Origin of the sequence: Muricoccus radiodurans, from assembly GCF_050154705.1 — a bacterium.
Taxonomy (GTDB): Bacteria; Pseudomonadota; Alphaproteobacteria; order Acetobacterales; family Acetobacteraceae; genus Roseomonas; species Roseomonas radiodurans.
This window is the reverse complement of record NZ_CP189561.1, coordinates 1882711-1902414: the sequence shown is the minus strand read 5'-3', so window position 1 is coordinate 1902414 and position 19704 is coordinate 1882711. Positions and strand designations below refer to the sequence as shown.

Sequence of the window (19704 nt, the reverse complement as noted above, 5' to 3'; positions counted from 1 at the left end):
CCGGTGCGGGTGCGACAGCCATGCAGCCCATCCCTTCAGGCCTGTGTGTCGCGCTTCCCCGGGGCGCCTTCGCCCGGATCCGTTCGACCCGTCCGGAAGCAAGCCACAAGGGCCCGCCGCTTGTCCAGAAGTGTGATCACAGAAACACTAAAACCGATATGCCGTCATTTCCGGCACTTGCCCGAATTCGGGTCAGCGATCCGCCGGCAGGTGTTGAGCGCATACGACACCCGATGGTGCGAATTGTTGTGGACCCGTGGCCCCCTTCTTGCGGCCCGCTTGCCTTGTGAGGCCCGATACGATCCACTGAGCCAACGACCTCACCGGTACGCGTGACATCCGCAACGCGGCGCGCTCGGGACCACCGGACCGGCCTCGCCGCCCTCTTCGGAGACCGAGGGTTCATGACCGGCTTCATCGCAGCCACGACCTTCCGCGACACGAGCGCCACGGAGTGGGAAGAGGTCTTCCGGCTCAGCCGCGAACGGGACCTGCGCGAAGCAGGCTCCCACGTGCTCGCGCTGCTCCGTAGCCAGGAGCACTGCCCGACCAGCGGCTGGGGCGTGAACTGCTACACCCACAGCCTTCAGGCCGCCACGAAGGCGATGCAAGCCGGCATGGACGAGGAGTACATCGTCTGCGCCCTGCTGCACGATGTCGGGGAGTTCCTGGATCCGTTCAACCACGGCGACATCGCCGGCGAGATGGTGAAGAGCTTCGTCAGACCCGACAACTACTGGATGGTGTCCAACCACCCCGTCTTCCAGCTGCATTTTCGGGACCACTCCCGCTACAACCGGGAAGCCTGCCTGAAGTACCAGGGCCACCCGGCCTTCGAGCGGACGCTCGATTTCTGCGAGCGCTTCGACCAGAGCTGCTTCGACGGAAACTACGAGAACCACCCGCTCGAGGTGTTCGAGCCGATGGTCCGCCGCCTCTTCGCCCGTGGCATCCACCGGATGTACGAGCAGCATCCCTACGCCCGCCTGCCCGAGGCCGCCGAGGCAGGGGAGGGGGCATGACCATGCGCCGACGCACGCTCCTTGCGGCCGGTTCGGCCGCGCTCCTGCCCGCGCCTTCCATCGCGCAGTCGCCGAACGCACGGGTGCTCCGCCTCGTGCCGCAGGCCAATCTCACGGCGCTGGACCCGATGTGGACGACCGCCTCCGTCACGCAGGGCCACGGCTACCACGTCTTCGATACGCTCTACGGCGTGGACGAGCAGCTCCGCCCCCGGCCCCAGATGGCCGAAGGCCACACGGTGGAGGATGACGGCCGCACCTGGCTCATCCGGCTCCGACCCGGCCTGAAGTTTCATGACGGGGAGCCGGTCCGCGCCCAGGACTGCGTCGCCAGCCTCATGCGCTGGAGCCGGCGCGACAGCTTCGGCCAGGTGCTCGCCCGCGCGGTCGATGCATGGGAGTCGGCGGACGACCGGACCCTCCGCATCCGCCTGAAGCGGCCTTTCGCGCCGCTGCTGGACGCGATCGCGAAGCCCAGCTCCTCTGCCTTCATCTATCCCGAGCGCCTGGCCCGCACCGATCCGAACACGCAGGTGTCGGAGATGATCGGCTCCGGTCCCTTCCGCTTCGTGCGGGACGAGTTCGTCTCCGGCAGCCGGGTCGTCTACGCCCGCTTCGCCGATTACATCCCGCGCGACGAGCCCGCGGACTACACCTCCGGCGGCAAGCGCGCATATTTCGACCGCGTGCAGTGGACGGTCATGCCGGACGCGGCCACCGCCGCCGCCGCGCTCCAGAACAACGAGGTGGACTGGTGGGAGATGGTCCTCCCAGACCTCGTTCCCAGCCTGTCGCGGCAGCGCGACATGACGGTCAGGGCAGGCGACCGGTTCGGCTACTTCGCGCTGATGCGCTTCAACCACCTGAACAAGCCCTTCGACAACCCGGCGCTGCGCCGCGCCGTGCTCTCTGCCGTCTCGCAGACGGACTACCTGCCGGCGATCAACGGGAGCGACCCGCGGGGCTGGCGGACCTGCGCCGCGATGTTTCCCTGCGGCATCCCCTTCGTGCAGGAAGCCGGCGCGGGCGTGATGAACCGCACCTCGATCGAGCAGTCCCGCGCCGCCGTCCGCGCCGCCGGCTATGCCGGGGAAAAGGTGGTCATCATCAACCCCGGCGACTTCCCCTCCATCGGCCCGCTCGGTGAGATCACCGCGGACCTGTTGAAGCGGATCGGCATGAACGTGGACCTGCAGACGATGGACTGGGGCACGGTGGTGCAGCGCCGCACCTCCAAGGCGCCGGCCGACCAGGGCGGCTGGAGCATCTTCCACACCTGGTCCACCAGCGTGACCATGGTGAACCCGCCGCTGAACTTCTACATGCGCGGCCAGGGGCAGAGCGGCTGGTTCGGCTGGTACGAGAACGCCGAGATCGAGCGGCTGACCGATGCCTGGGCTGGTGCCACCACCGATGCCGAGCAGCAGGCGATCTTCGACGCGATCCAGAAGGAGGCCTTCGAGGGCGTGCCGATGGTCCCCCTCGGCCAGTTCTTCCCGATGACGGCCTACCGCAACACGCTGCGCGACATCATCCCCAGCACGAACTGCTATCCCTGGAACGTCCGGCGCGCCTGAGCCCCCGAGGAGGAGAGTCCGTATGGCCCCGGAAACGATGAACGTGATGCCCCTCAAGATCCCCTCGGTCCGGGACAAGGTCTCCCCGGAGGAATGGGAGGCCCGGCTGGACCTCGCGGCCTGCTACCGCCTGATCCACCGCTATGGCTGGGCGGACCTGACGGGCACCCACACCTCCCTCGCGGTGCCCGGCAGCGACAACCAGCACTTCCTCATCAACCCGCACGGCATGCTGTTTGAACAGGTCACGGCCTCCTCCCTCGTGAAGATCGACTGGCAGGGGAAGCCGGTCATGGCCTCCGCTTACGGCGTGAACCCGGCGGGCTTCGTCATCCACTCGGCCATCCACATGGCGCGGCCGGACGCGGTCTGCGTCATGCACACCCACACCGTGGCGGGCATGGCCGTGTCCATGCAGGCGCAGGGGCTGCTGCCGGCCAGCCAGCACGCATGTTTCTTCCACGGCAACCTCGGCTACCACGACATCGAGCACATGGAGTCCGGCGTGGACGGCCGGGCGAAGCTGGCCGCCGATCTTGGCGACCGCTGGGCGCTGATCATGCGGAATCACGGCCTGCTCACTGCCGGACGCACGGTGGGAGAGGCCTTCTGGCTCATGCACACGCTGGAGCGCGCCTGCGCAGCCCAGATCGCCGCGCTGTCAGGTGGTGCTGCGCTGAACCCGATCTCGGAGAAGGCAGCCTCCTGGTTCGGCGCGCTCGTCGGGCAGAAGGACTTCTCGCTCGACCGCGCCAACAAGGCGTGGCCGTCCCTGCGCAAGCTGATGGACGACACCGACCCGTCCTACCGCGATTGATCTCGGAGGTCGCCGCCGTACGGGTCTAGTCCCCGCGGTATCAGCCTTGCTTCGGCTCCCCTTCACTCTGGGCAGCCGGGGCTTGACCTCGCGTAACATCTCACGCGTTCTCCGGCAGGGCGGCGAGCGCGATAGCGCCGCCCGTCCCGGACTACGCCCGGCCGGCAGTGCGGAAGCGGACGCGCCGCATCCCATGCGGGTAAGGCTGTGACCGTTGGGAAAAGGGGGCCGGAGCGATGACGGCCCGAGATGGGGAGAGCGCATGCGGTTCCGCGTTGCCTACCTGGACCGGCCAATGAACGAGGCCTTCCTCACCACCGCCGCGTCGCACCCCACGTTGGAGGTGGTCCGCATCCCACCCGGCGAGCCGGAAGAGGTGATCGCCGCCCTGGCGAGTTGCCACGGCTACTACGTCATGGCCTCTCGCCAGGAACTGCCGACGGCGCTCCACGTCTCGCCCGCCCTGCTCGCGCGCCTGCCAGGGTTGCTGATGGTGGCGAGCTACGGCGCGGGCTACGACACGATCGACGTGGCGGCCTGCACCGCCGCGGGCGTCCTTGCCGTGAACCAGGCCGGCGGCAATGCCGAGGGTGTCGCGGAGCACGCGCTCGGCCTAATTCTCCTGCTGCTGAAGCGCGTGCCGGAGGCCTGGGCGGCGATGCGCGCCGGGGCCGTCGGCCCGCGAGACGCCTTCCTGGGGCGGGAGCTCGTCGGGCGCACCGTCGGGCTGGTCGGGCTGGGCCATGTCGGCACGCGGATGGCGACGCTGCTGCACGTCTTCGGCTGCCGCGTCCTCGCGGTGGACCCGGCGCTGGATGCAGCAGCCTGCGCGGCCCGCGGGGCGGAGAAGGTGACGCTGCCCGAACTGCTCGCGGCGAGCGACATCGTCTCCCTTCACTGCCCGCTCGCGCCCGATACGCGCGGCATGATCGGGCCGGAGGCGCTCGGCGCCATGCGTTCGGGCGCGATCCTCGTCTCCACGGCGCGCGGCGGGATCGTGGACGAGCCGGCGCTGCTCGATGCACTCAATTCAGGGCATCTCGCCGGCGCCGGCCTGGACGTGTGGGTTGACGAGCCGCCGCCCCGCGAACACCCGCTGCTCTCCCACCCGGCGGTGCTGGGCAGCCCGCACACCGCCGGCGTGACGACCGAGAGCCGGGCGCGGGTCGCGAGCATGGCCGCGGAAGCCTTCGCGGCCGCGGTGACGGACCTGCCGCCCCGCCTGCTGAACCCGGAGGCGGCGCCGGCCTTCAGGTTCCGCCGGACGGCCGTGCTGAAGGGCTGACCCGGCGCCCCGCCGGGGTCAGGTCCGCACAAGCCCCATCAGGGGCCGCGCGGCCGCGCTGTCCGGAAATACCATGCCGTCCAGAGCGCGCGCGGGTACGCCAACATGCTCGGCCAGGATGCCCTTGAAGACCGCCCGCAGATCCGTGGTCGGGGCGAGGTCCCGGCCCTCGAACAACTGCCCGGGCGCGAGGCCGGGCCAGTTGGCCAGGACGCGCCCGCCATTCACCGCCCCCCCGACCAGCAGGGCGATGGTCCCGGTGCCGTGGTCCGTACCGGCCGATCCGTTGATCCGGACGGTGCGGCCGAACTCCGTCACGATGGCGACGACCGTGCTGGACCAGACGGGGGCGAGCCCGTCCTTCAGCGCGCCGATCACGTAGTCCAGCGCCACCATCTGCGTCCCGACGCGGCCGCGGTCGAAGCCCTGGTCCACATGCGTGTCCCAGCCGTCGATGTTCATCGTGGCGATGCGCGGGCCGTCGGGGCGGGCCATCAGGCGGACCACGGCGTTCACCGTCTCGCCCAGCACGGCGCCGCCGGGCGTGCGCTGCCGCTGGCCCGCCGTGCCGAGCACGTCGTCCATCGCGGCCCCGCGCTGCAGCGCCTCCGCCATCGCCCGGTCCGATCCGGCATAGAGCGCCTGCACGCGCTGGATCGTGTCGAGGTCGGCCGCCTGGAAGGCCTGGGGCTGCCAGGTGCCCACGGGCGCCCGACCGCGCATGATGAGCGGCATCGTCGGCGCGACGGCAAGGCCGCCCGAGGCGGGCGCCACGCGCGGGCCGCGCGGCATTGCCTCCAGCGCGCGGTTCAGCCAGCCGGAGGGCGCGTTGCTCACCGCCGAGGGCAGGCCGCTCTCCAGCACGTCCTGCGCCGCGAAGTGCGACCGGTCCCGCGAGGGCGTGGCGACCGCGTGCAGGATCAGCGCCTCCCGTTGCTGGAACAGCCCGTGCAGGCGGGAGAGATGGGCGTTGAGGGCGTAGATGTCCCCCAGCGGAAGAGTGCCCTCCCGCAGGTCGCGCTGCTGCTGCGCCGTGACGCCGCGCAGGCCCGCGAAGGCGGGATCGCCGACCGCCGGGACGGCCGCCAGTCCATCCATGCCGCCGCGCAGGATGACGACCAGCAGGCGCTGGTCCTCCCCGCGCTGGCCGGCGGCGCTGGCCGCGTGGGGCGCATAGGCCCAGGCAAAGAGCGGTAGCCCTGCCCGGAGCAGCCCACGGCGGCCGAGGCCGAGCCGCGATGCGGGGCGGATGACGGAGCTCATCGGCGTTGCATCTCCGGCGACATGAGCAGGATGGCGAGGCCCTGGCGCGGCGATTCCGCGCGATCGATCGCCTGGCGGGTCGGCGCGCTGAGGGAGGGCCCGAAGGCCTGTTCCGCAAGGTGGCGCGGGTCCGCCTGCGCGGCCAGCCGGGCCGCGACGTTCATCGACCAATCCAGCCGCGTCTTGATCCCGTCCGGCGCGATCCAGGCATCGTCCTCGTCCGGCCAGCCCTTCGGCGAGTTCGCGCGGAAGACCGGCTGGCCCATGGCGCCGAGGTCGCGCAGCAGCGGTGCGACAGGTGGCGCCACCCCGGTCACGCGGCTGGCGGCCAGGGCGAATTCCAGCGGCGAGCGCAGCTTTACCAGGGGGAGCGACCAGGATTCCGGCAGGCGCAGCAGCGCTTCCGTCACCGCCCGCAGGTCGCCGCCGGTGTCGCGCCATACCGCCGCAAGCCGTGCGGGGACGGCGGCCGGCACGCCATCGCCCAGGAAATGGGTGGCCAGCCGCCGCGTGATGTGGCGCGCCGTGGAGGGATGGGCCGCGATGTCCCGCAACACCGCGATCGCCTGATCCTCCCCCGCATCCGGATACGTCCGGCCGAGCACCGTCTTCGGCCCCGGCTCGTGCCGCTGCGCGTCGAACAGCGTGCCGGTGGCCGGTCCGCGCCCCTGCCAGACGCCCGCTGTCCAGCCGGACAGCGCGCCGGCGAAGGCGGTGACGTCGGCCTGGGTATAGCCGCCATCCACACCCAGGCTGTGCAGCTCCAGCACCTCCCGCGCGAGGTTCTCGTTCACCGAGCCCCGTCCCCGCCCGCGCGGCGAGTTCGGACCAGTGGAATCCGTGTTGTCGAGGTAGCGCAGCATGGCCGGATGCAGCACGGCGGCGCGCAGCAACTCATCGAAGCGGCCGAGCATGCGGGGACGGAGCGCGTCCCGCTCAAAGGGACCGAGATGCAGCGCCACCTGCTGGCGGGCCGCGGAGATGGTGAAGTGGTTCGTCCAGAACAGCGCCAGCCTCTCCTCGAGCGGGCGGCGCGTGACGATGGCTTGGCCCACCAGATGGGCGAGCTCCTGCCGCTGCACGTCGCCGATGGAGGCGAGCCCGCTGCGGGGCGGCCGCGCCGCCGGCGTCATGCCCTCCACCATCCCGGCCTCGCCGGGCCGGGCAGGGGAGGGACGGTCCTCCATCGCGCCGGTCGGGTCGGTGCGCGGGCGGGCCGCGCGCTCGGCGCGGCGCTCCCGCGCCTCGTCCCGCCGGGCGGCGAAGAGGTCGTTCGCGGATTGGGAGGTCAGGAGATCGGGCGGAGCGGGGAGGGGGCCGCGGGCGATCTCCGCCACCTCCGCCAGCAGCGCGCCGCGGGGGTCGTTGCCGAGCCGCGCCGCGTCCTGCGGACCGCCGCAGAGGCCGAAGCGGCGCAGGGCGATGCCTGCCGTCATGGGTTCAGCCTCCTGCTCCCGCGTTGCGGGCCCGTCACTCCGCCGGCGAAAGCTCCGGCCGCAGGGGACCGTGCCCGGCCGGCGCGGCGCGCTTGCCCCGGCGAAGATTCCCGACCCAGCGCGCCAGCGCATCGAAGCCGAGATAGAGCACCGGGGTCACGAAGAGCGTCAGCGCCTGGCTGACCGCCAGTCCGCCTACCACCGCGAGGCCGAGCGGCTGCCGCAGCTCCGCCGCCGCGCCCCAGCCCGCCGCGATCGGCACCGCGCCGGCGGCGGCGGCCAGGGTCGTCATCAGGATCGGCCGGAACCGCAGCAGGCAGGCCTCCCGCACGGCGGTCAGCGGATCGGTCCCCTCCCGCTGCCGGCTGAGGGCGACGTCCACGATCATGATGGCGTTCTTCTTCACCAACCCGATCAGCAGCAGCACGCCGATCACCGCGATGACCGACAGGTCGAGCTTGAAGAGCCAGAGCGTCGCCAGCGCGCCGAGCGCCGCCGCCGGCAGGCCGGACAGGATGGTCAGCGGATGGACGAGGCTCTCGTAGAGAACGCCGAGCACGACATACATGATCAGCACCGCCGCCAGGATGAGCATTCCCTGGCCGGCCAGGGCCTGCTGGAACACCTGCGCCGTGCCGGAGAAGGCGCCGATCACGCCGGAGGGTGCGCCGAGCTCCCGCTCCGCCGCACGGATCGCCTCCGTCGCGTCGCCCAGGGCGACGCCGGGCGGCACGTTGAAGCCGATAGTCACGGCCGGGAGCTGGCCCTGATGCCCCACCGTCAGCGGCCCGATGCCGCGCTCGATCGTGGCCAGCGCGCTCAACGGCACGAGGCGCCCGGAGGAGGAGCGGAGATAGAGCTTCTGCAACCCCGTCTCGTCCCGCTGATCCTCTGGCAGGGCTTCCACGATGACTGGATAGGCATTCGCCTGGGCGTAGATCGTGGAGATCTGCCGCGCCCCGAAGGCCGAGTAGAGCGCCTGCCGTACCTGATCCACCGTGACGCCGAGGGAGGCCGCCCGGTCGCGATCTACCTGCACGGAGACGACGGGCGCGTCGAGCTGAAGGTCCGTGTTCACGTCCTGCAACTGCGGCAACCCCCGCAGCCGTGCCGCCAACCGCTGCGAGAAGTCGTAGAGCGGCCCCGTCTCCAGCCCCTGCAAGGTGTAGGTGTAGAGCGTGCGGGACTGCCGCGCGCCGAAGGAGAGGTTCTGGATCGGTTGCAGGAAAACCTGCATGCCCGGCACCTGCGCCGTGGCGCGCCGAAGCTGCTGGATCACCTCCGTCACCGGGGGCCGCTGCTCCCGCGGCTTCAGCTCGATGAACATCCGCCCCTGGTTGATGGACAGGCTCTGCCCCACCGCGCCCACGTTGGAGGCGACGGTGGCGACATAGGGGTTCTGCTGGATGATCCGCGCGACCTGCCCCTGAAGGTCCAGCATCGCCTCGTAGGAGGCGTCGCGCGGCCCCTCGGTCGCGCCGTTGGCCAGGCCGGTGTCCTCCACCGGGAAGAAGCCCTTCGGCATGGCCACCGCCAGCCAGCCCGCCGCCACCAGGGAGGCGAAGAAGGCTGCCCAGACCACCAGCCGGAAGCGCAGCGCGAGCCCCAGCCCCCAGGCATAGGCCCGCTCGATCGCCCGGAACCCGCCCTCCAGCACCGCGTCCAGCCGGTTGGGCTTCGCGTGCGCGGGCAACCAGGACGCCATCAGCGGCGTGAGGGTGAGGGAGACGAAGCAGGACACGGCGACCGCGAGCGAGACGGTGGCCGCGAAGGCGTTGAACACCCGCCCGACCACGCCACCCATCAGCAGGATCGGCAGGAACACCGCGCAGAGGGAGAGGGTGATGGAGATGATGGTGAAGCCGATCTCCCGGGAGCCCTTCAGCGCGGCCTCCCAGGGGTTCATCCCCTCCTCCACGTGGCGGACAATCGCCTCCAGCATCACGATGGCGTCGTCCACCACCAGCCCGACCGCCAGCGTCAGGGCCAGCAACGTCACGTTGTCGATGCCGTAGCCCAGCAGGTACATCAGCCCGAAGGTGCCCGCGAGCGAGATGGGCACCGCGATCATCGGGATCAGCGTCGCCAGCAGCCGGCGCAGGAAGAGCCAGACCACCAGCACCACGAGCCCGATCGCGATGAGCAGGCTCTCCTGCACGTCGTGTACCGCGGCGCGGATGGAGACGGAGCGGTCCAGTGCCACGCCGAGGGTCGCGCCGGGCGGCAGCGCCTCCTGCAGCGCCGGAAGGGCGGCGCGGACCCCGTCCACCACCTCCACGGTGTTCGCGTCGGGCTGGCGCTGCACCGCCAGCGTCAGGCCTCGCACCCCGTTCCGGAAGGAGGCGACGCGGTCGTTCTGAACCCCGTCCACCACCTCTGCCAGCTCGTTCAGACGAACTGGCGCCCCGGACCGCCCGGCGACGACGAGCTGCCCGAAGGCCGCGGCATCCGGCGGCTGGGTGTTGGCGCGCAGAACCATCTGCTGCCGCGCCCCGCTCAGCGTTCCGACCGGGGTGTTGGAGTTCGCCGTCGCGATGGCGCTGCTCACCTGGTCGAGCGTCAGCCCCATGGAGGCCAGCCGGTCCGCGCGCATCCGCACCCGCACGGAGTAGAGCTGCTCGCCGAAGGTGATGACCTGGGCCACGCCCGGCACGCGCGAGAGGGCCGGGGATATGAGGGTCGAGGCGATGTCGTTCAGCTGGTAGAGCGGCACGTCACCGCCCGAGAGCGTCAGCAGCACCACCGGCGCGTCCGCCGGGTTCGACTTCCGGTAGGAAGGCGGCTGCGTCATCTCGGTCGGCAGCCGCCGCTGGGCGCGCGTCAGCGCCGCCTGCACGTCCTGGGCCGCGGAATCAATGTTCCGGTTGAGCACGAATTGCAGCGTGATCTGCGTCGTGCCCTGGCCGGAGGTGGAGGAGATCGAGTCGATCCCCGTGATGGTCGAGAACTCCCGCTCCATCGGCAGGGCGACGGAGGTCGCCATCGTCTCCGGGCTGGCGCCGGGAAGCTGGGCACTGACCGTGATGACCGGGAAGTCCACCCGCGGCACGGCGGCCACCGGCATGAGCCGGTAGCCCATGATTCCCGCGATGACGATCGCGGCCGAGAGAAGCCCGGTCATCACCGGGCGGCGAATGAAGATCGCCGAGAGGTTCATCGGGCGTCCGCCTCGGCCTGCCGGGTCGGTGCCGCGCCGTCCCTCCGGGCCGTGGGCGCATCGGCCGGTCGGCCGCGCCCGCCGGACTCCCGCACCGCGACCCGCACGCCCTCCCGCAGGCGCTCGATCCCCTCGGTCACGACCTGTTCCCCATCGGCGAGCTGCCCCTCCACCACGGCGCGGCCGGAGGCGTAGCGCTGCACCCGGACGGGCACGCGCCGGGCCGTTCCCTCCGGCCGGAGCGCGTAGAGGAAGTTCCCGTCCGGCCCCATCCGCACCGCTGCGGCCGGGACCGAGATGGCGCGCGGATCGGTCCGGGGGATCATCACCACCTCCAGGTACTGGCCGGGCCAGAGCCGGGAGCCGGCATTGGCGAAGCGCGCCTTGAGTTGGATGGTGCCGGTCGCCGTATCCACGGCGCTGTCCACGAAGACGAGCTCCCCCTCAACGGGGGCGGTGGAATCCTCCGGGGCGTGGGCCCGCACCTGCGGGGTCTCCCCCCGCTCCCGCGCCGCCCGCAACTCCGACAACCAGCGCTCCGGCACGGAGAAGACGACCAGGATGGGATCGGTCTGGGTGATGGTGGCCAGCACCGCGCCTTCCGCGGTGCGGACGAAGTTGCCAGCTTTCACCGGCAGGGCGCCGAGGCGGCCGGCGGCCTCGGCCCGGATCGTCGCGAAGTCCAGGGTCAGGCGGGTCTGGGCCACCACCGCCTCGTCGGCCCGGACCGTGGCGGCCAGGGCCGTCGCATCGGCCTGGGCCTGCTCCGCCCGCTGGGCCGAGGCGAAGGCATCCGACCGGAGGGAGGCGTAGCGGCGGGCATCCGCCTGGGCCCGCTCCAGCTGGGCCCGGTCCCGCGCGAGGTTCGCCTCCTGCTGGGCCAGCAGGGCCTGGGTCGTGCGGGAATCAAGGGTGAAGAGCACGTCCCCCGCCCGGACCATCTGCCCCTCTTCCACGTGCACCCGCTCCACCTGCCCATCCACCCGTGACCGGACCGAGATAACGGAGACCGCCTGGGCTGTCCCGTTGGCCGGCACCTCCACCGGCACCGGCCCGACCGAGGCCGGCGCGGCCGCGACGGAGACGGCCGCATCCCCCCTCTCCTGGGAGAAGGAGGCGGTGGCGGAGGCGAGGAGCAGGCAGAGGGCCGTGAGCAGAGGACGCACGTCGGGCGGATTCCGGTCAGGGGACCGCTGTTATGTAATCCTCGTCCCCCGGTCGGGAGAGTGGAATCGTCGCTCCGATCCCAGGGAAACTCTTTGTCACCCCGGATAACCCGTGCCGGGGCAAGACCGGCGTGCTCGATCCATCGGGTCTGGCTTGCCCAGCCCCCCTTCCAAACCCGGTCCGCACCCGGCCCACGGGCGGCCGCTGACGGCGGGTCAGGACCCCCGCCTGCCGCGGCGAATGCCGCTGCCGGGTCAGGTGTCATTTCTGCATGACCCACCCGGTCCGGCTTTCCCGGGCCATGGCCCCTGGCAGGGGGCTGCTGCCCTCCTTCTGGAACTCCGGTGAGGCTCCGGCCGCGGCCGGGCCTCAGGCCGCAGGGCAATCAGACTAGGCTGACGTGAAGATCCCCGATCTTCTCGATCGTGGTCACCATCCGGTCCCCGGGCTTCAGCCAGACGCGCCGCTCGGGCGGGTAGCCGGCGATGACGCCCTCGCACGTGCCGGTGAAGATGACGTCACCGGGCGAGAGCGTGAAGTGCTTCGAGCAGTAGGCGATGATCTGCGCGCAGTTGAAGATCATCAGCCGCGTGTTGGTGGACTGCCGCACCTCGCCGTTCACGATCATCTTCATGTCGAGATTGTTGACGTCCACCTGGTCGGCGCTGACAAGCCAGGGACCGAAGGGGCCCGACCCGTCCAGCGTCTTGCCGAGCATCCACTGGCTCGACTTCCGCTGCAGGTCCCGCGCCGTGAAGTCGTTGCCGCTGGCATAGCCGAAGACGTGATCCAGGGCCTGCGCCTCCGGGATGTGCCGCCCGCCGCGGGCCATGACCAGCACGAGTTCCGCCTCGTAATCCCACTGGGTGGCCGGCTCGCCCGTGATCCGGATCGTCCCGCCGTGGTGGTTGAGGGCGGTGTTGTACTTGTTGAACAGGATGGGTTCGGGCGGCGGTGGGTTGCCGCCCTCGGCTGCGTGAGCGGCGTAGTTCAGCCCCACGCAGATGATCTTGGACGGGTTGTCCACGATGTTCCCGAAGCGGACCTGTCCCTCCGGGACCAGGTGCTCGGCGGACACCCGTGACGCGCCATCGGCCAGCAGGGCGCCCAGCGCCACCACGTTGCCGCGGCCGTGAATGAGGTCGGTGGCCGTGACGGGCAAGCCCTGGCGAAGATGGCGCTCCGCCGCGGCCACGTCCAGCACGCCGCGGGCCGTCCGCACGCCGAGCCCCGGCCCGGCCGCGGTCACGATCATGGTGATGTCGATATTGCGCAGACGCGGCTGCTCGCCGGCCGCCTGGACCGGCTGGGCACTGGCCGACACGGCCGCGCCGGACAACCCGGCCCCGGTGCCGAGGCTCACCCCGGCAAGCTTGAGAATGCTGCGCCGATCCTGGCCTGATCGTCCGGTCATGCTCGTCCCCTCCTGCTGGGCGTTTGCCGCCTCGGGAGAAGCAGACGCGTCCCGCCATCCTCGGAGCAGGACCGTTCTGTTGTTCGCGTGGCCACCCGGCGCGAAACCGGACCAGCGGACGCGGGCCGGGCGGTAACGGGGCCGCGCGAGGCCCGCGGTCGGACTCCAAGGGAAGTGCCGCATCAAGGCAGGATCGCGGCACCGCCGCCACGCCGCGCCGCGGTTCGGTCGTCAGGGCACCAAGATCGCCGCCCATGGTGCGCAGCAGGGGCGGCCGGCATCCCGCCGCAGCGCCCCGGACAGACACGATGCGCCTCGCGCGGAACTACCTCCGGGTCCTCACCCTTCTTCGGCCGCAGTGGAAGGCCGTCTCCCTGCTCTGCCTCGCCAACCTCGCCCTCGCCGGCATCGGCTTCCTGGATCCGATCCTCTTCGGCCGTGTGATCGAGCTTCTGGGACGCGGCATCTCGGCAGGATCTCTCTTCAACGAGGCGGCGGCCGTCATCCTGCCCTGGACCGGACTGGGCCTGCTGGGCATCGCCGCGGGGGCCGCCGTCTCCCTCCTGGCCGACCGCATGGCGCACCGGACAAAGACGGAGCAGCTCGACCGCTTCTACGGCCATGTCCTCGGCCTGCCGCAATCCTTTCACGCCCGGCACCACTCGGGCGGTGTGATGCGGATCATGCATGCGGGGCTCGACACGATGTTCGGGCTCTGGCTCGGATTCTTCCGGGAACAGCTGGTCACGGTGGTCTCCGTGGTCGTCCTGCTGCCCCTGACGCTCTGGCTGAACCCGGTGCTCGCCACCGCGCTGCTCGCGCTCTCGGTCCTGTTCTGCGTCATCACGGCGCTGGTCGTGACGCGGACGGAGGCGGCGCAGGCCGGGATCGAATCCTACCACACGGCCCTGGCGAGCAATGCGGGCGACGCGCTCGCGAACGTCACCGTCGTGCAGTCCTTCGGGCGACTGTTCGCCGAGCGGCGGCGCACCGCCGGCCTGGCCCGGGAGGTGTTGGAGCGGCAGTTCCCCGTGCTGGGCTGGTGGGCCCTGGTGCACGTCCTCTCGCGGGCGGCGAGCACGGTCGCGGTCCTCTCGATCGTCGTCCTGGGCGCCGTCCTGCACGCCCGCGGCCAGGCGACCGTGGGCGAGATCGTCGCCTTCATGGGCTTCGCGGGCATGCTGATCGGCCGGCTGGAGGGGCTGGTCTGGTTCACCTCCCGCCTCTTCTCCTCGGCGGCCCTGCTGGAATCCTACTTCGCCATCCTCGATGAGCGGCGCGGCGTCGCGGACCGGCCGGATGCGGTGGCGATGGATGCCGGCCCCGGCGTGGTGCGGTTCGAGGACGTCGCCTTCGCCTATCCCGGCGGCGGGGATGTGCTGCGCGACGTCTCGCTGGAGGCCCGGCCGGGCACGGTGACCGCGCTGGTCGGCCCCACGGGGGCCGGCAAGACCACGGCCATGGCGCTGCTGCAGCGGCTGTGGGACCCGACCGCCGGCCGCGTGACGGTGGACGGCCAGGACCTGCGCGGGGTGACGCTGGAGAGCCTGCGCGCGAGCGTCGGCGTGGTGTTCCAGGACGCGATGCTCTTCAACCGCTCGATCCGCGAGAACCTCCTCGTCGGCAAGCCGGATGCCACGCAGGCGGAGCTGGAGCGGGCCTGCCGCATGGCGGAAGCGCATGACTTCATCCTGCGCCAGCCGCACGGCTACGACACGCTGGTCGGCGAGCGCGGCGCCACGCTCTCCGGCGGGCAGAAGCAGCGGCTGGCCATCGCCCGCGCGCTGCTGAAAGACCCCCGCATCCTCATCCTGGACGAGGCGACGAGCGCGCTGGACGCGGCGACGGAGGCCCGCGTCGGGCGTGCCCTCGCGACGCTCATGGCGGGCCGGACGACCTTCGTCATCGCGCACCGCCTCTCCACGATCCGGGACGCCGACGAGATCCTGGTGTTCGATGGGGGCCGGATCGTCGAGCGCGGCGAGTTCGGTGACCTCGTCGCGCGGGGCGGCGTCTTCGCGGAGCTGGTGGCGAGCCAGATCACGCCGGCGGCGCCCGTTCCCGCGACCTTCGCATTGGCTCACGGCGGGGAGGACGGCTTCGCGCCCTGACCGTGGGCCGCCTGACGGCCTCTCACGGTTGCGGCGTCCTGAAGGCCGAATATGACCGCCGCCCGGCGCTGCCCCTTACGGAGGAGGGGCGGGCCGGTTGGCCACCGCCGGATCAGGGCCGGCGCAGCGCCCCGAGCGCCTGAAGCTCCTCCCGCGCGGCCTCTTCCGCGGCGGCCTCGATCCGTCGATAGCCCGCGATCACCGCCTCACCGGCCGGGGTCAATCTCGCCCCGCCGCCGCCGCTCCCACCGGTCGCCGTCTCGACAACGGGTGTCCCGAGCCCCCGGTTCAGATCCTCGACGAGCTCCCAGGCGCGACGATAGGACATCTTCAGGACCCGGCCCGCCGCGGAGATGGAGCCGCTGCGCCCGATCTCCTCGAGCAGGCCCACCTTGCCCGGTCCGATCCGCACGCCCGCGCCGAGATCCAGGCGCACCCGGAGCCGCGCGCCATCCGCGGTGTCCGACGTATCGGGCCTCCTTCTCGGCATCCGTCGAGAGCAACACGGGGCCGGACGGCGGACAAGAGCGGCAGGGCTGTCCGATGGCTCCCTCCGCTCAGGCCATCGTCCGAGATGTACGGCCAGCGGGGCCGCGGTCGATCTCGCGTTCGACGTCGATCAGGGTGCCATAAGCCACCAAGGCCGCGATGGTGCCGCCTGCAACAAGCGTCACGCCCTTGACCGTGCCGACGGTGCAGCCGGTCGCCTGCGGCCGGACGATGCGGCGCGACATCGCCCAATCCGGCAGCCGCAGCCGCAGCCGCGTGTCGCGCCCCTCCATCCGGTCCCAGGCCGGCTCGCCGATCCGGACCACCAGCACCGCCCCGGCCAGACCCATGACGATGGCGATGAGCGAGGGCACGCCCCCCGGCCCCACGGCATCCGACGGCATGCTGACGAGAAGCACCGGGGCTTCAGGAAATAGACTGTGGCGAGGATGACGACGAGCAACCCGACGATCCCGTCGCGAGCTGCGTTCAACGCAGCACGCCCAGTTCGCGCGGCGAGGCGGCGATGCCCTGGGAGAATTCCGTCGTGAAGCTCCGCGCCTCCGCGCGGCCGAGCAGCCGCGGCCCAAGGCTCTCCTTCACGGAGGTGGCGCGATCGGCCGGATCGTCCGGCAGGCGCCGCAGGGCCGATTCCCACAGCACGGCGATCTCGTTCGGGACGCCCTTCGGGCCGCCCAGACCGCGGAACTTCGTCACCGCCAGATCCACGCCGGATCCCTTCACCGTGGGAATCTGCGGCATCGCGGGAAGCCGGGCGTCGGTCGTGGTGCCGAGGACGTGGATCCCGGTTGCCCTTGCGGCCCGGCCCGGCTCGGTCATCCTGCCGCGCCCGGCCGCCCGCGCCTGCGCGAGCACCCGGCGACGACCCGGAGAACGCGCCCGCCGATGGACCTGATCTGCCTCGATGCCGATGACACGCTCTGGCACAACATGCGGCACTTCCAGGCAACCGAGGACGCGCTGCTCGCCCTCCTGCGCCCCTTCGCCGAAGCCGGCGTGGCCCGGGCGGCGCTGGAAGCGTGCGAGAGCCGGAACCTGAAGCTCTACGGATACGGCGCGAAGGGCTTCACCCTGTCCATGATCGAGACGGCGCTGGAACTGGGCGGTGACAGCCTGCCGGTCTCGGCGGTGGCCGACATCCTCGCGGCCGGGCGCAAGCTGCTCGCCCATCCCGTCGAACTCTTCGCCGACATCGAGGGCACCCTCGCCGAACTGGCCCTGCGCGGCCGCCTCGTCCTGGTCACGAAGGGCGACCTGCTGCACCAGGAGGCGAAGCTGGCGGCGTCCGGCCTTGGGGACCGCTTTTCCGGCATCGAGATCGTCAGCGACAAGACGGCGGACACCTTCCGCCGCCTCTTCGCCCGCCACGGCGTGGCGCCGGACCGCGCGGTGATGGCCGGGGATTCGATGCGCTCCGACATCCTGCCCGCGCTCGAAGCCGGCGCCTGGGCCGCCTTCGTGCCGCAGGAGGGCGGCTGGAGCCATGAGCGGGCCGCGGCACCGGTGAACCATCCCCGCTTCCGGCAACTCTCCTCGCTGGCGGATCTCCCTGGCTGGCTCGATACCCTGTCTGGCCCCGCGAAGACGCCCGGGACGAGGCTGTCCGATGGCGCCGACCACCCAGCCGACACGGAGATCTGACACCGCGCGCCCGGCGAACCCTGCCCGTGCCGCCGCGCTTGCCTCGCGCGATGCGGTCTGGTGATGCGGGACGAACTGGGGCTGAATTGATCCTCAACATCGGCGCGTTCAGCCGCTCGGCCGGAGAATCGGCCAAGGAGGGAAGGGGCCCCATGTCCGCCATCCACATCGGCCGCCGGGCCGCGCTTCTCGCCGCAGCCCTGCCCTTCGCGCCACGTCCCGCCCGTGCCCAGGCCTGGGCACCCTCCAGGCCGATCCGCCTCGTCGTCGCCTACCCACCCGGCGGAGCGACCGACCTCGTCGCCCGCTGGGTGGCGCGGGAGCTCACGCCGCGGCTGGGCCAGCCCGTGGTCGTCGAGAACCGGCCCGGTGCCAACGGCATCGTCGGCTCCCAGGCGGTGCAGGGCGCCGCGCCGGATGGCCACACCCTCATCTTCACCACGGCGGACACGCATTCCGTGAATCCCGTCGTCTACCGCCGGCTGCCCTATCAGCCCGCCAGCTTCGTGCCGGTCTCGGCCGTCGCGCGGCTGGTCTTCTCGGTCGTCACGCGCCCCGGCCTCGGCGTGCGGACCGTGCCGGAGTTCGTGGAACTCGCCCGGCGTCGCGCTGCGACGCCGCTCACCTTCGCCTCCTGGGGCGTGGCCAGCACCTCGCAAGTGATGATGGAGACGCTGAAGGCGCAGGAGCGGTTCGAGGCGCAGCACGTGCCCTTCCAGGGCGCCTCGCCCGCCGTGGCCGCGTTGCTGGCGGACCAGGTGGACTCGATGATGCTGCCGGTGGCGGTTGCCGTCTCCCAGGGCGGGCGGCTGCCCATCCTCGGCGTCGCGACGGCGCAGCGCTTCCCCGCCGTGCCCGACGTGCCGACCCTGCGGGAGCAGGGGATCGACCTCTCCGGCGACCTATGGCTCGCCATCCTCGCCCCGCCCGGCACGCCGGCCATGATCGCCGAGCGGATCGCGGAGGAGACCCAGGCCTTCGTGCGCGCGCCCGAGGCGCCGAACTTCCTCATCCCGAACGGCCTTGTCGCCGACACGGCGGACCGGGCCCGCTTCATCGCGTATCTCCAGGAGGACGACGCGGTGTGGCGCGCCCGCGTGGAGCGCCTCGGCATCCGCCTCGACGACTGAGAACGGCCCGACGCCCTCGATGAATGCCGCTGCCGGCAGGGACCGCGCGGGGCCTCTCCTGGCCGTGTATGGTCGAGGGCGGATACGACCCGAGAATAGAGGGAGCCTGCAGATGGCCGACGCGAAGACCGGAAACGTGGATCAGGTGCCGCTGGGCCGCAGCGGGATCAGCGTCAGCCGGCTCTGCCTCGGCACCATGATGTTCGGCGGACCGACGGACGCGATGGAGAGCGGGCGGCTGATCGCGCGGTCCCTGGAGGCCGGCATCAATTTCATCGACACCGCGGACGCCTACAACGGCGGCGCTTCCGAGACCGTGGTGGGAGAGGCGATCCGGCCGCGGCGGGACCATTGGGTGCTGGCGACGAAGATCGCCAACCCGGTCGGCCCGGGACCCAACGAGCGCGGCCTCTCGCGGAAATGGATCCTTCAGGGCGCCGAGGCGAGCCTGCGGCGTCTGGGGACCGACTACCTGGACGTCCTCTACCTCCACAAGGAGGACCACGGCACGCCGCTGGAGGTGACGGTGCGCGCGATCGGCGACCTCGTCCGCGCCGGCAAGATCCGGCACTTCGGCGTCTCGAACTACCGCTCCTGGCGCATCGCGGAGATCTGCCATCTCTGCGACGATCTCGGGATCGACCGTCCGGTCGTGTCCCAGCCCTACTACAACGCCATGAACCGCCAGCCCGAGGTGGAGCAGCTTCCGGCCGCCGCCCATTTCGGGCTCGGCGTGTTCTCCTACAGCCCCCTGGCGCGGGGCGTCCTGACCGGCAAGTACCGGCCCGGCGCCGCCCCGCTGGAGGGCAGCCGTGCCGGGCGCGGCGACAAGCGGATGATGGAAGCCGAATGGCGCCCCGAGTCCCTCGAGATCGTGCAGGCGATCCGCGACCATGCGGAGGCCGCGGGCACGACCGTCGCGCACCTCGCCGTCCGCTGGGTGCTGGCCAACCCGATGGTCAGCGGCGTGGTGATCGGGCCGCGGACGATGGAGCAACTCGAGGACTACCTCGCCGCCCTGTCCTCCCCCTACACGGCGGACGACGAGGCACTGGTGAACCGCCTCGTCACGACCGGCCACCCCTCCACCCCCGGCTACAACGATCCCGCCTACCCGATCGAGGGGCGGCCCGTGCGGCTCTGACGGGCGGCGCGAGCAGGGTTCCGCACGCGC

General features: G+C 71.5%; 16 protein-coding genes. 8 read left to right on the top strand and 8 right to left on the bottom strand.

The annotated features are described in order from the left end of the window. Window positions 1–404: 404 nt before the first annotated feature. From ACP6CK_RS09450 to ACP6CK_RS09435, 4 genes are all read left to right on the top strand, one after another. Window positions 405–1022 (top strand): HD domain-containing protein, encoded by a 618-nt coding sequence (locus ACP6CK_RS09450; RefSeq protein ID WP_426958633.1) that lies wholly within the window; start codon window positions 405–407, stop codon window positions 1020–1022. Window positions 1023–1024: 2 nt separating this feature from the next. Next, window positions 1025–2599 carry an ABC transporter substrate-binding protein gene (locus ACP6CK_RS09445; RefSeq protein ID WP_426959899.1) on the top strand — a complete coding sequence of 525 codons (1575 nt, stop codon included), beginning with the start codon at window positions 1025–1027 and terminating at the stop codon, window positions 2597–2599. Between the two features lie 22 nt (window positions 2600–2621). Continuing rightward, a complete protein-coding gene (locus tag ACP6CK_RS09440; protein ID WP_426958632.1) occupies window positions 2622–3416 on the top strand; it encodes a class II aldolase/adducin family protein in 795 nt (264 codons plus the stop codon). Between the two features lie 262 nt (window positions 3417–3678). Continuing rightward, window positions 3679–4701: an NAD(P)-dependent oxidoreductase gene (locus ACP6CK_RS09435; protein ID WP_426958631.1), complete on the top strand. Its 1023-nt coding sequence runs from the start codon at window positions 3679–3681 to the stop codon at window positions 4699–4701. A gap of 18 nt (window positions 4702–4719) precedes the next feature. Here the strand turns inward: ACP6CK_RS09435 and ACP6CK_RS09430 are convergent, their stop codons facing one another. The 5 genes from ACP6CK_RS09430 to ACP6CK_RS09410 form a co-directional block, all read right to left on the bottom strand. After that, window positions 4720–5964, bottom strand: coding sequence for a DUF1501 domain-containing protein (locus ACP6CK_RS09430; RefSeq protein WP_426958630.1), 1245 nt, complete (start codon window positions 5962–5964; stop codon window positions 4720–4722). Beyond that, window positions 5961–7400, bottom strand: a complete 1440-nt coding sequence (locus ACP6CK_RS09425; protein WP_426958629.1) for a DUF1800 domain-containing protein — start codon at window positions 7398–7400, stop codon at window positions 5961–5963. The genes ACP6CK_RS09430 and ACP6CK_RS09425 overlap by 4 nt, the downstream gene beginning before the upstream one ends. Before the next feature lie 34 nt (window positions 7401–7434). Beyond that, window positions 7435–10557 (bottom strand): efflux RND transporter permease subunit, encoded by a 3123-nt coding sequence (locus ACP6CK_RS09420; RefSeq protein WP_426958628.1) that lies wholly within the window; start codon window positions 10555–10557, stop codon window positions 7435–7437. After that, window positions 10554–11723: an efflux RND transporter periplasmic adaptor subunit gene (locus ACP6CK_RS09415; RefSeq protein WP_426958627.1), complete on the bottom strand. Its 1170-nt coding sequence runs from the start codon at window positions 11721–11723 to the stop codon at window positions 10554–10556. Before ACP6CK_RS09415 ends, ACP6CK_RS09420 begins: the two co-directional genes overlap by 4 nt. 386 nt (window positions 11724–12109) lie before the next feature. After that, window positions 12110–13138: a fumarylacetoacetate hydrolase family protein gene (locus tag ACP6CK_RS09410; protein ID WP_426958626.1), complete on the bottom strand. Its 1029-nt coding sequence runs from the start codon at window positions 13136–13138 to the stop codon at window positions 12110–12112. 308 nt (window positions 13139–13446) lie between these two features. Here ACP6CK_RS09410 and ACP6CK_RS09405 point away from each other — a divergent pair, with 308 nt between their 5' ends. Further along, window positions 13447–15249 carry a glucan ABC transporter ATP-binding protein/ permease gene (locus ACP6CK_RS09405; RefSeq protein WP_426958625.1) on the top strand — a complete coding sequence of 601 codons (1803 nt, stop codon included), beginning with the start codon at window positions 13447–13449 and terminating at the stop codon, window positions 15247–15249. A 112-nt stretch (window positions 15250–15361) separates the two neighbouring features. Here ACP6CK_RS09405 and ACP6CK_RS09400 read toward each other — a convergent pair whose 3' ends face one another. The 3 genes from ACP6CK_RS09400 to ACP6CK_RS09390 form a co-directional block, all read right to left on the bottom strand. Next, entirely contained in the window at window positions 15362–15685 is a 324-nt protein-coding gene (locus ACP6CK_RS09400; protein WP_426958624.1) for a winged helix-turn-helix domain-containing protein, read from the bottom strand. Window positions 15686–15806: 121 nt separating this feature from the next. Then, complete coding sequence (locus tag ACP6CK_RS09395) at window positions 15807–16157, bottom strand: hypothetical protein (protein WP_426958623.1); 351 nt, start codon at window positions 16155–16157, stop codon at window positions 15807–15809. Window positions 16158–16227: 70 nt separating this feature from the next. After that, window positions 16228–16578: a hypothetical protein gene (locus tag ACP6CK_RS09390; protein ID WP_426958622.1), complete on the bottom strand. Its 351-nt coding sequence runs from the start codon at window positions 16576–16578 to the stop codon at window positions 16228–16230. Between the two features lie 66 nt (window positions 16579–16644). Here ACP6CK_RS09390 and ACP6CK_RS09385 point away from each other — a divergent pair, with 66 nt between their 5' ends. From ACP6CK_RS09385 to ACP6CK_RS09375, 3 genes are all read left to right on the top strand, one after another. Continuing rightward, window positions 16645–17400: an HAD family hydrolase gene (locus ACP6CK_RS09385; RefSeq protein WP_426958621.1), complete on the top strand. Its 756-nt coding sequence runs from the start codon at window positions 16645–16647 to the stop codon at window positions 17398–17400. Between the two features lie 152 nt (window positions 17401–17552). Then, window positions 17553–18530: a Bug family tripartite tricarboxylate transporter substrate binding protein gene (locus ACP6CK_RS09380; RefSeq protein WP_426958620.1), complete on the top strand. Its 978-nt coding sequence runs from the start codon at window positions 17553–17555 to the stop codon at window positions 18528–18530. Between the two features lie 112 nt (window positions 18531–18642). Next, on the top strand, window positions 18643–19674 hold the full coding sequence (locus tag ACP6CK_RS09375) for an aldo/keto reductase (RefSeq protein ID WP_426958619.1): 1032 nt from the start codon (window positions 18643–18645) through the stop codon (window positions 19672–19674). Window positions 19675–19704 lie beyond the last annotated feature (30 nt).

Bases quoted from the DNA above. Each gene is read 5' to 3' on its own strand.
- ACP6CK_RS09430 (WP_426958630.1), bottom strand. From the start codon at position 5,964: ATGAGCTCCGTCATCCGCCCCGCATCGCGGCTCGGCCTCGGCCGCCGT.
- ACP6CK_RS09385 (WP_426958621.1), top strand. From the start codon at position 16,645: ATGGACCTGATCTGCCTCGATGCCGATGACACGCTCTGGCACAACATG.
- ACP6CK_RS09380 (WP_426958620.1), top strand. From the start codon at position 17,553: ATGTCCGCCATCCACATCGGCCGCCGGGCCGCGCTTCTCGCCGCAGCC.
- ACP6CK_RS09375 (WP_426958619.1), top strand. From the start codon at position 18,643: ATGGCCGACGCGAAGACCGGAAACGTGGATCAGGTGCCGCTGGGCCGC.
- ACP6CK_RS09440 (WP_426958632.1), top strand. From the start codon at position 2,622: ATGGCCCCGGAAACGATGAACGTGATGCCCCTCAAGATCCCCTCGGTC.
- ACP6CK_RS09390 (WP_426958622.1), bottom strand. From the start codon at position 16,578: ATGACCGAGCCGGGCCGGGCCGCAAGGGCAACCGGGATCCACGTCCTC.
- ACP6CK_RS09410 (WP_426958626.1), bottom strand. From the start codon at position 13,138: ATGACCGGACGATCAGGCCAGGATCGGCGCAGCATTCTCAAGCTTGCC.
- ACP6CK_RS09405 (WP_426958625.1), top strand. From the start codon at position 13,447: ATGCGCCTCGCGCGGAACTACCTCCGGGTCCTCACCCTTCTTCGGCCG.
- ACP6CK_RS09445 (WP_426959899.1), top strand. From the start codon at position 1,025: ATGCGCCGACGCACGCTCCTTGCGGCCGGTTCGGCCGCGCTCCTGCCC.
- ACP6CK_RS09435 (WP_426958631.1), top strand. From the start codon at position 3,679: ATGCGGTTCCGCGTTGCCTACCTGGACCGGCCAATGAACGAGGCCTTC.
- ACP6CK_RS09450 (WP_426958633.1), top strand. From the start codon at position 405: ATGACCGGCTTCATCGCAGCCACGACCTTCCGCGACACGAGCGCCACG.
- ACP6CK_RS09420 (WP_426958628.1), bottom strand. From the start codon at position 10,557: ATGAACCTCTCGGCGATCTTCATTCGCCGCCCGGTGATGACCGGGCTT.
- ACP6CK_RS09425 (WP_426958629.1), bottom strand. From the start codon at position 7,400: ATGACGGCAGGCATCGCCCTGCGCCGCTTCGGCCTCTGCGGCGGTCCG.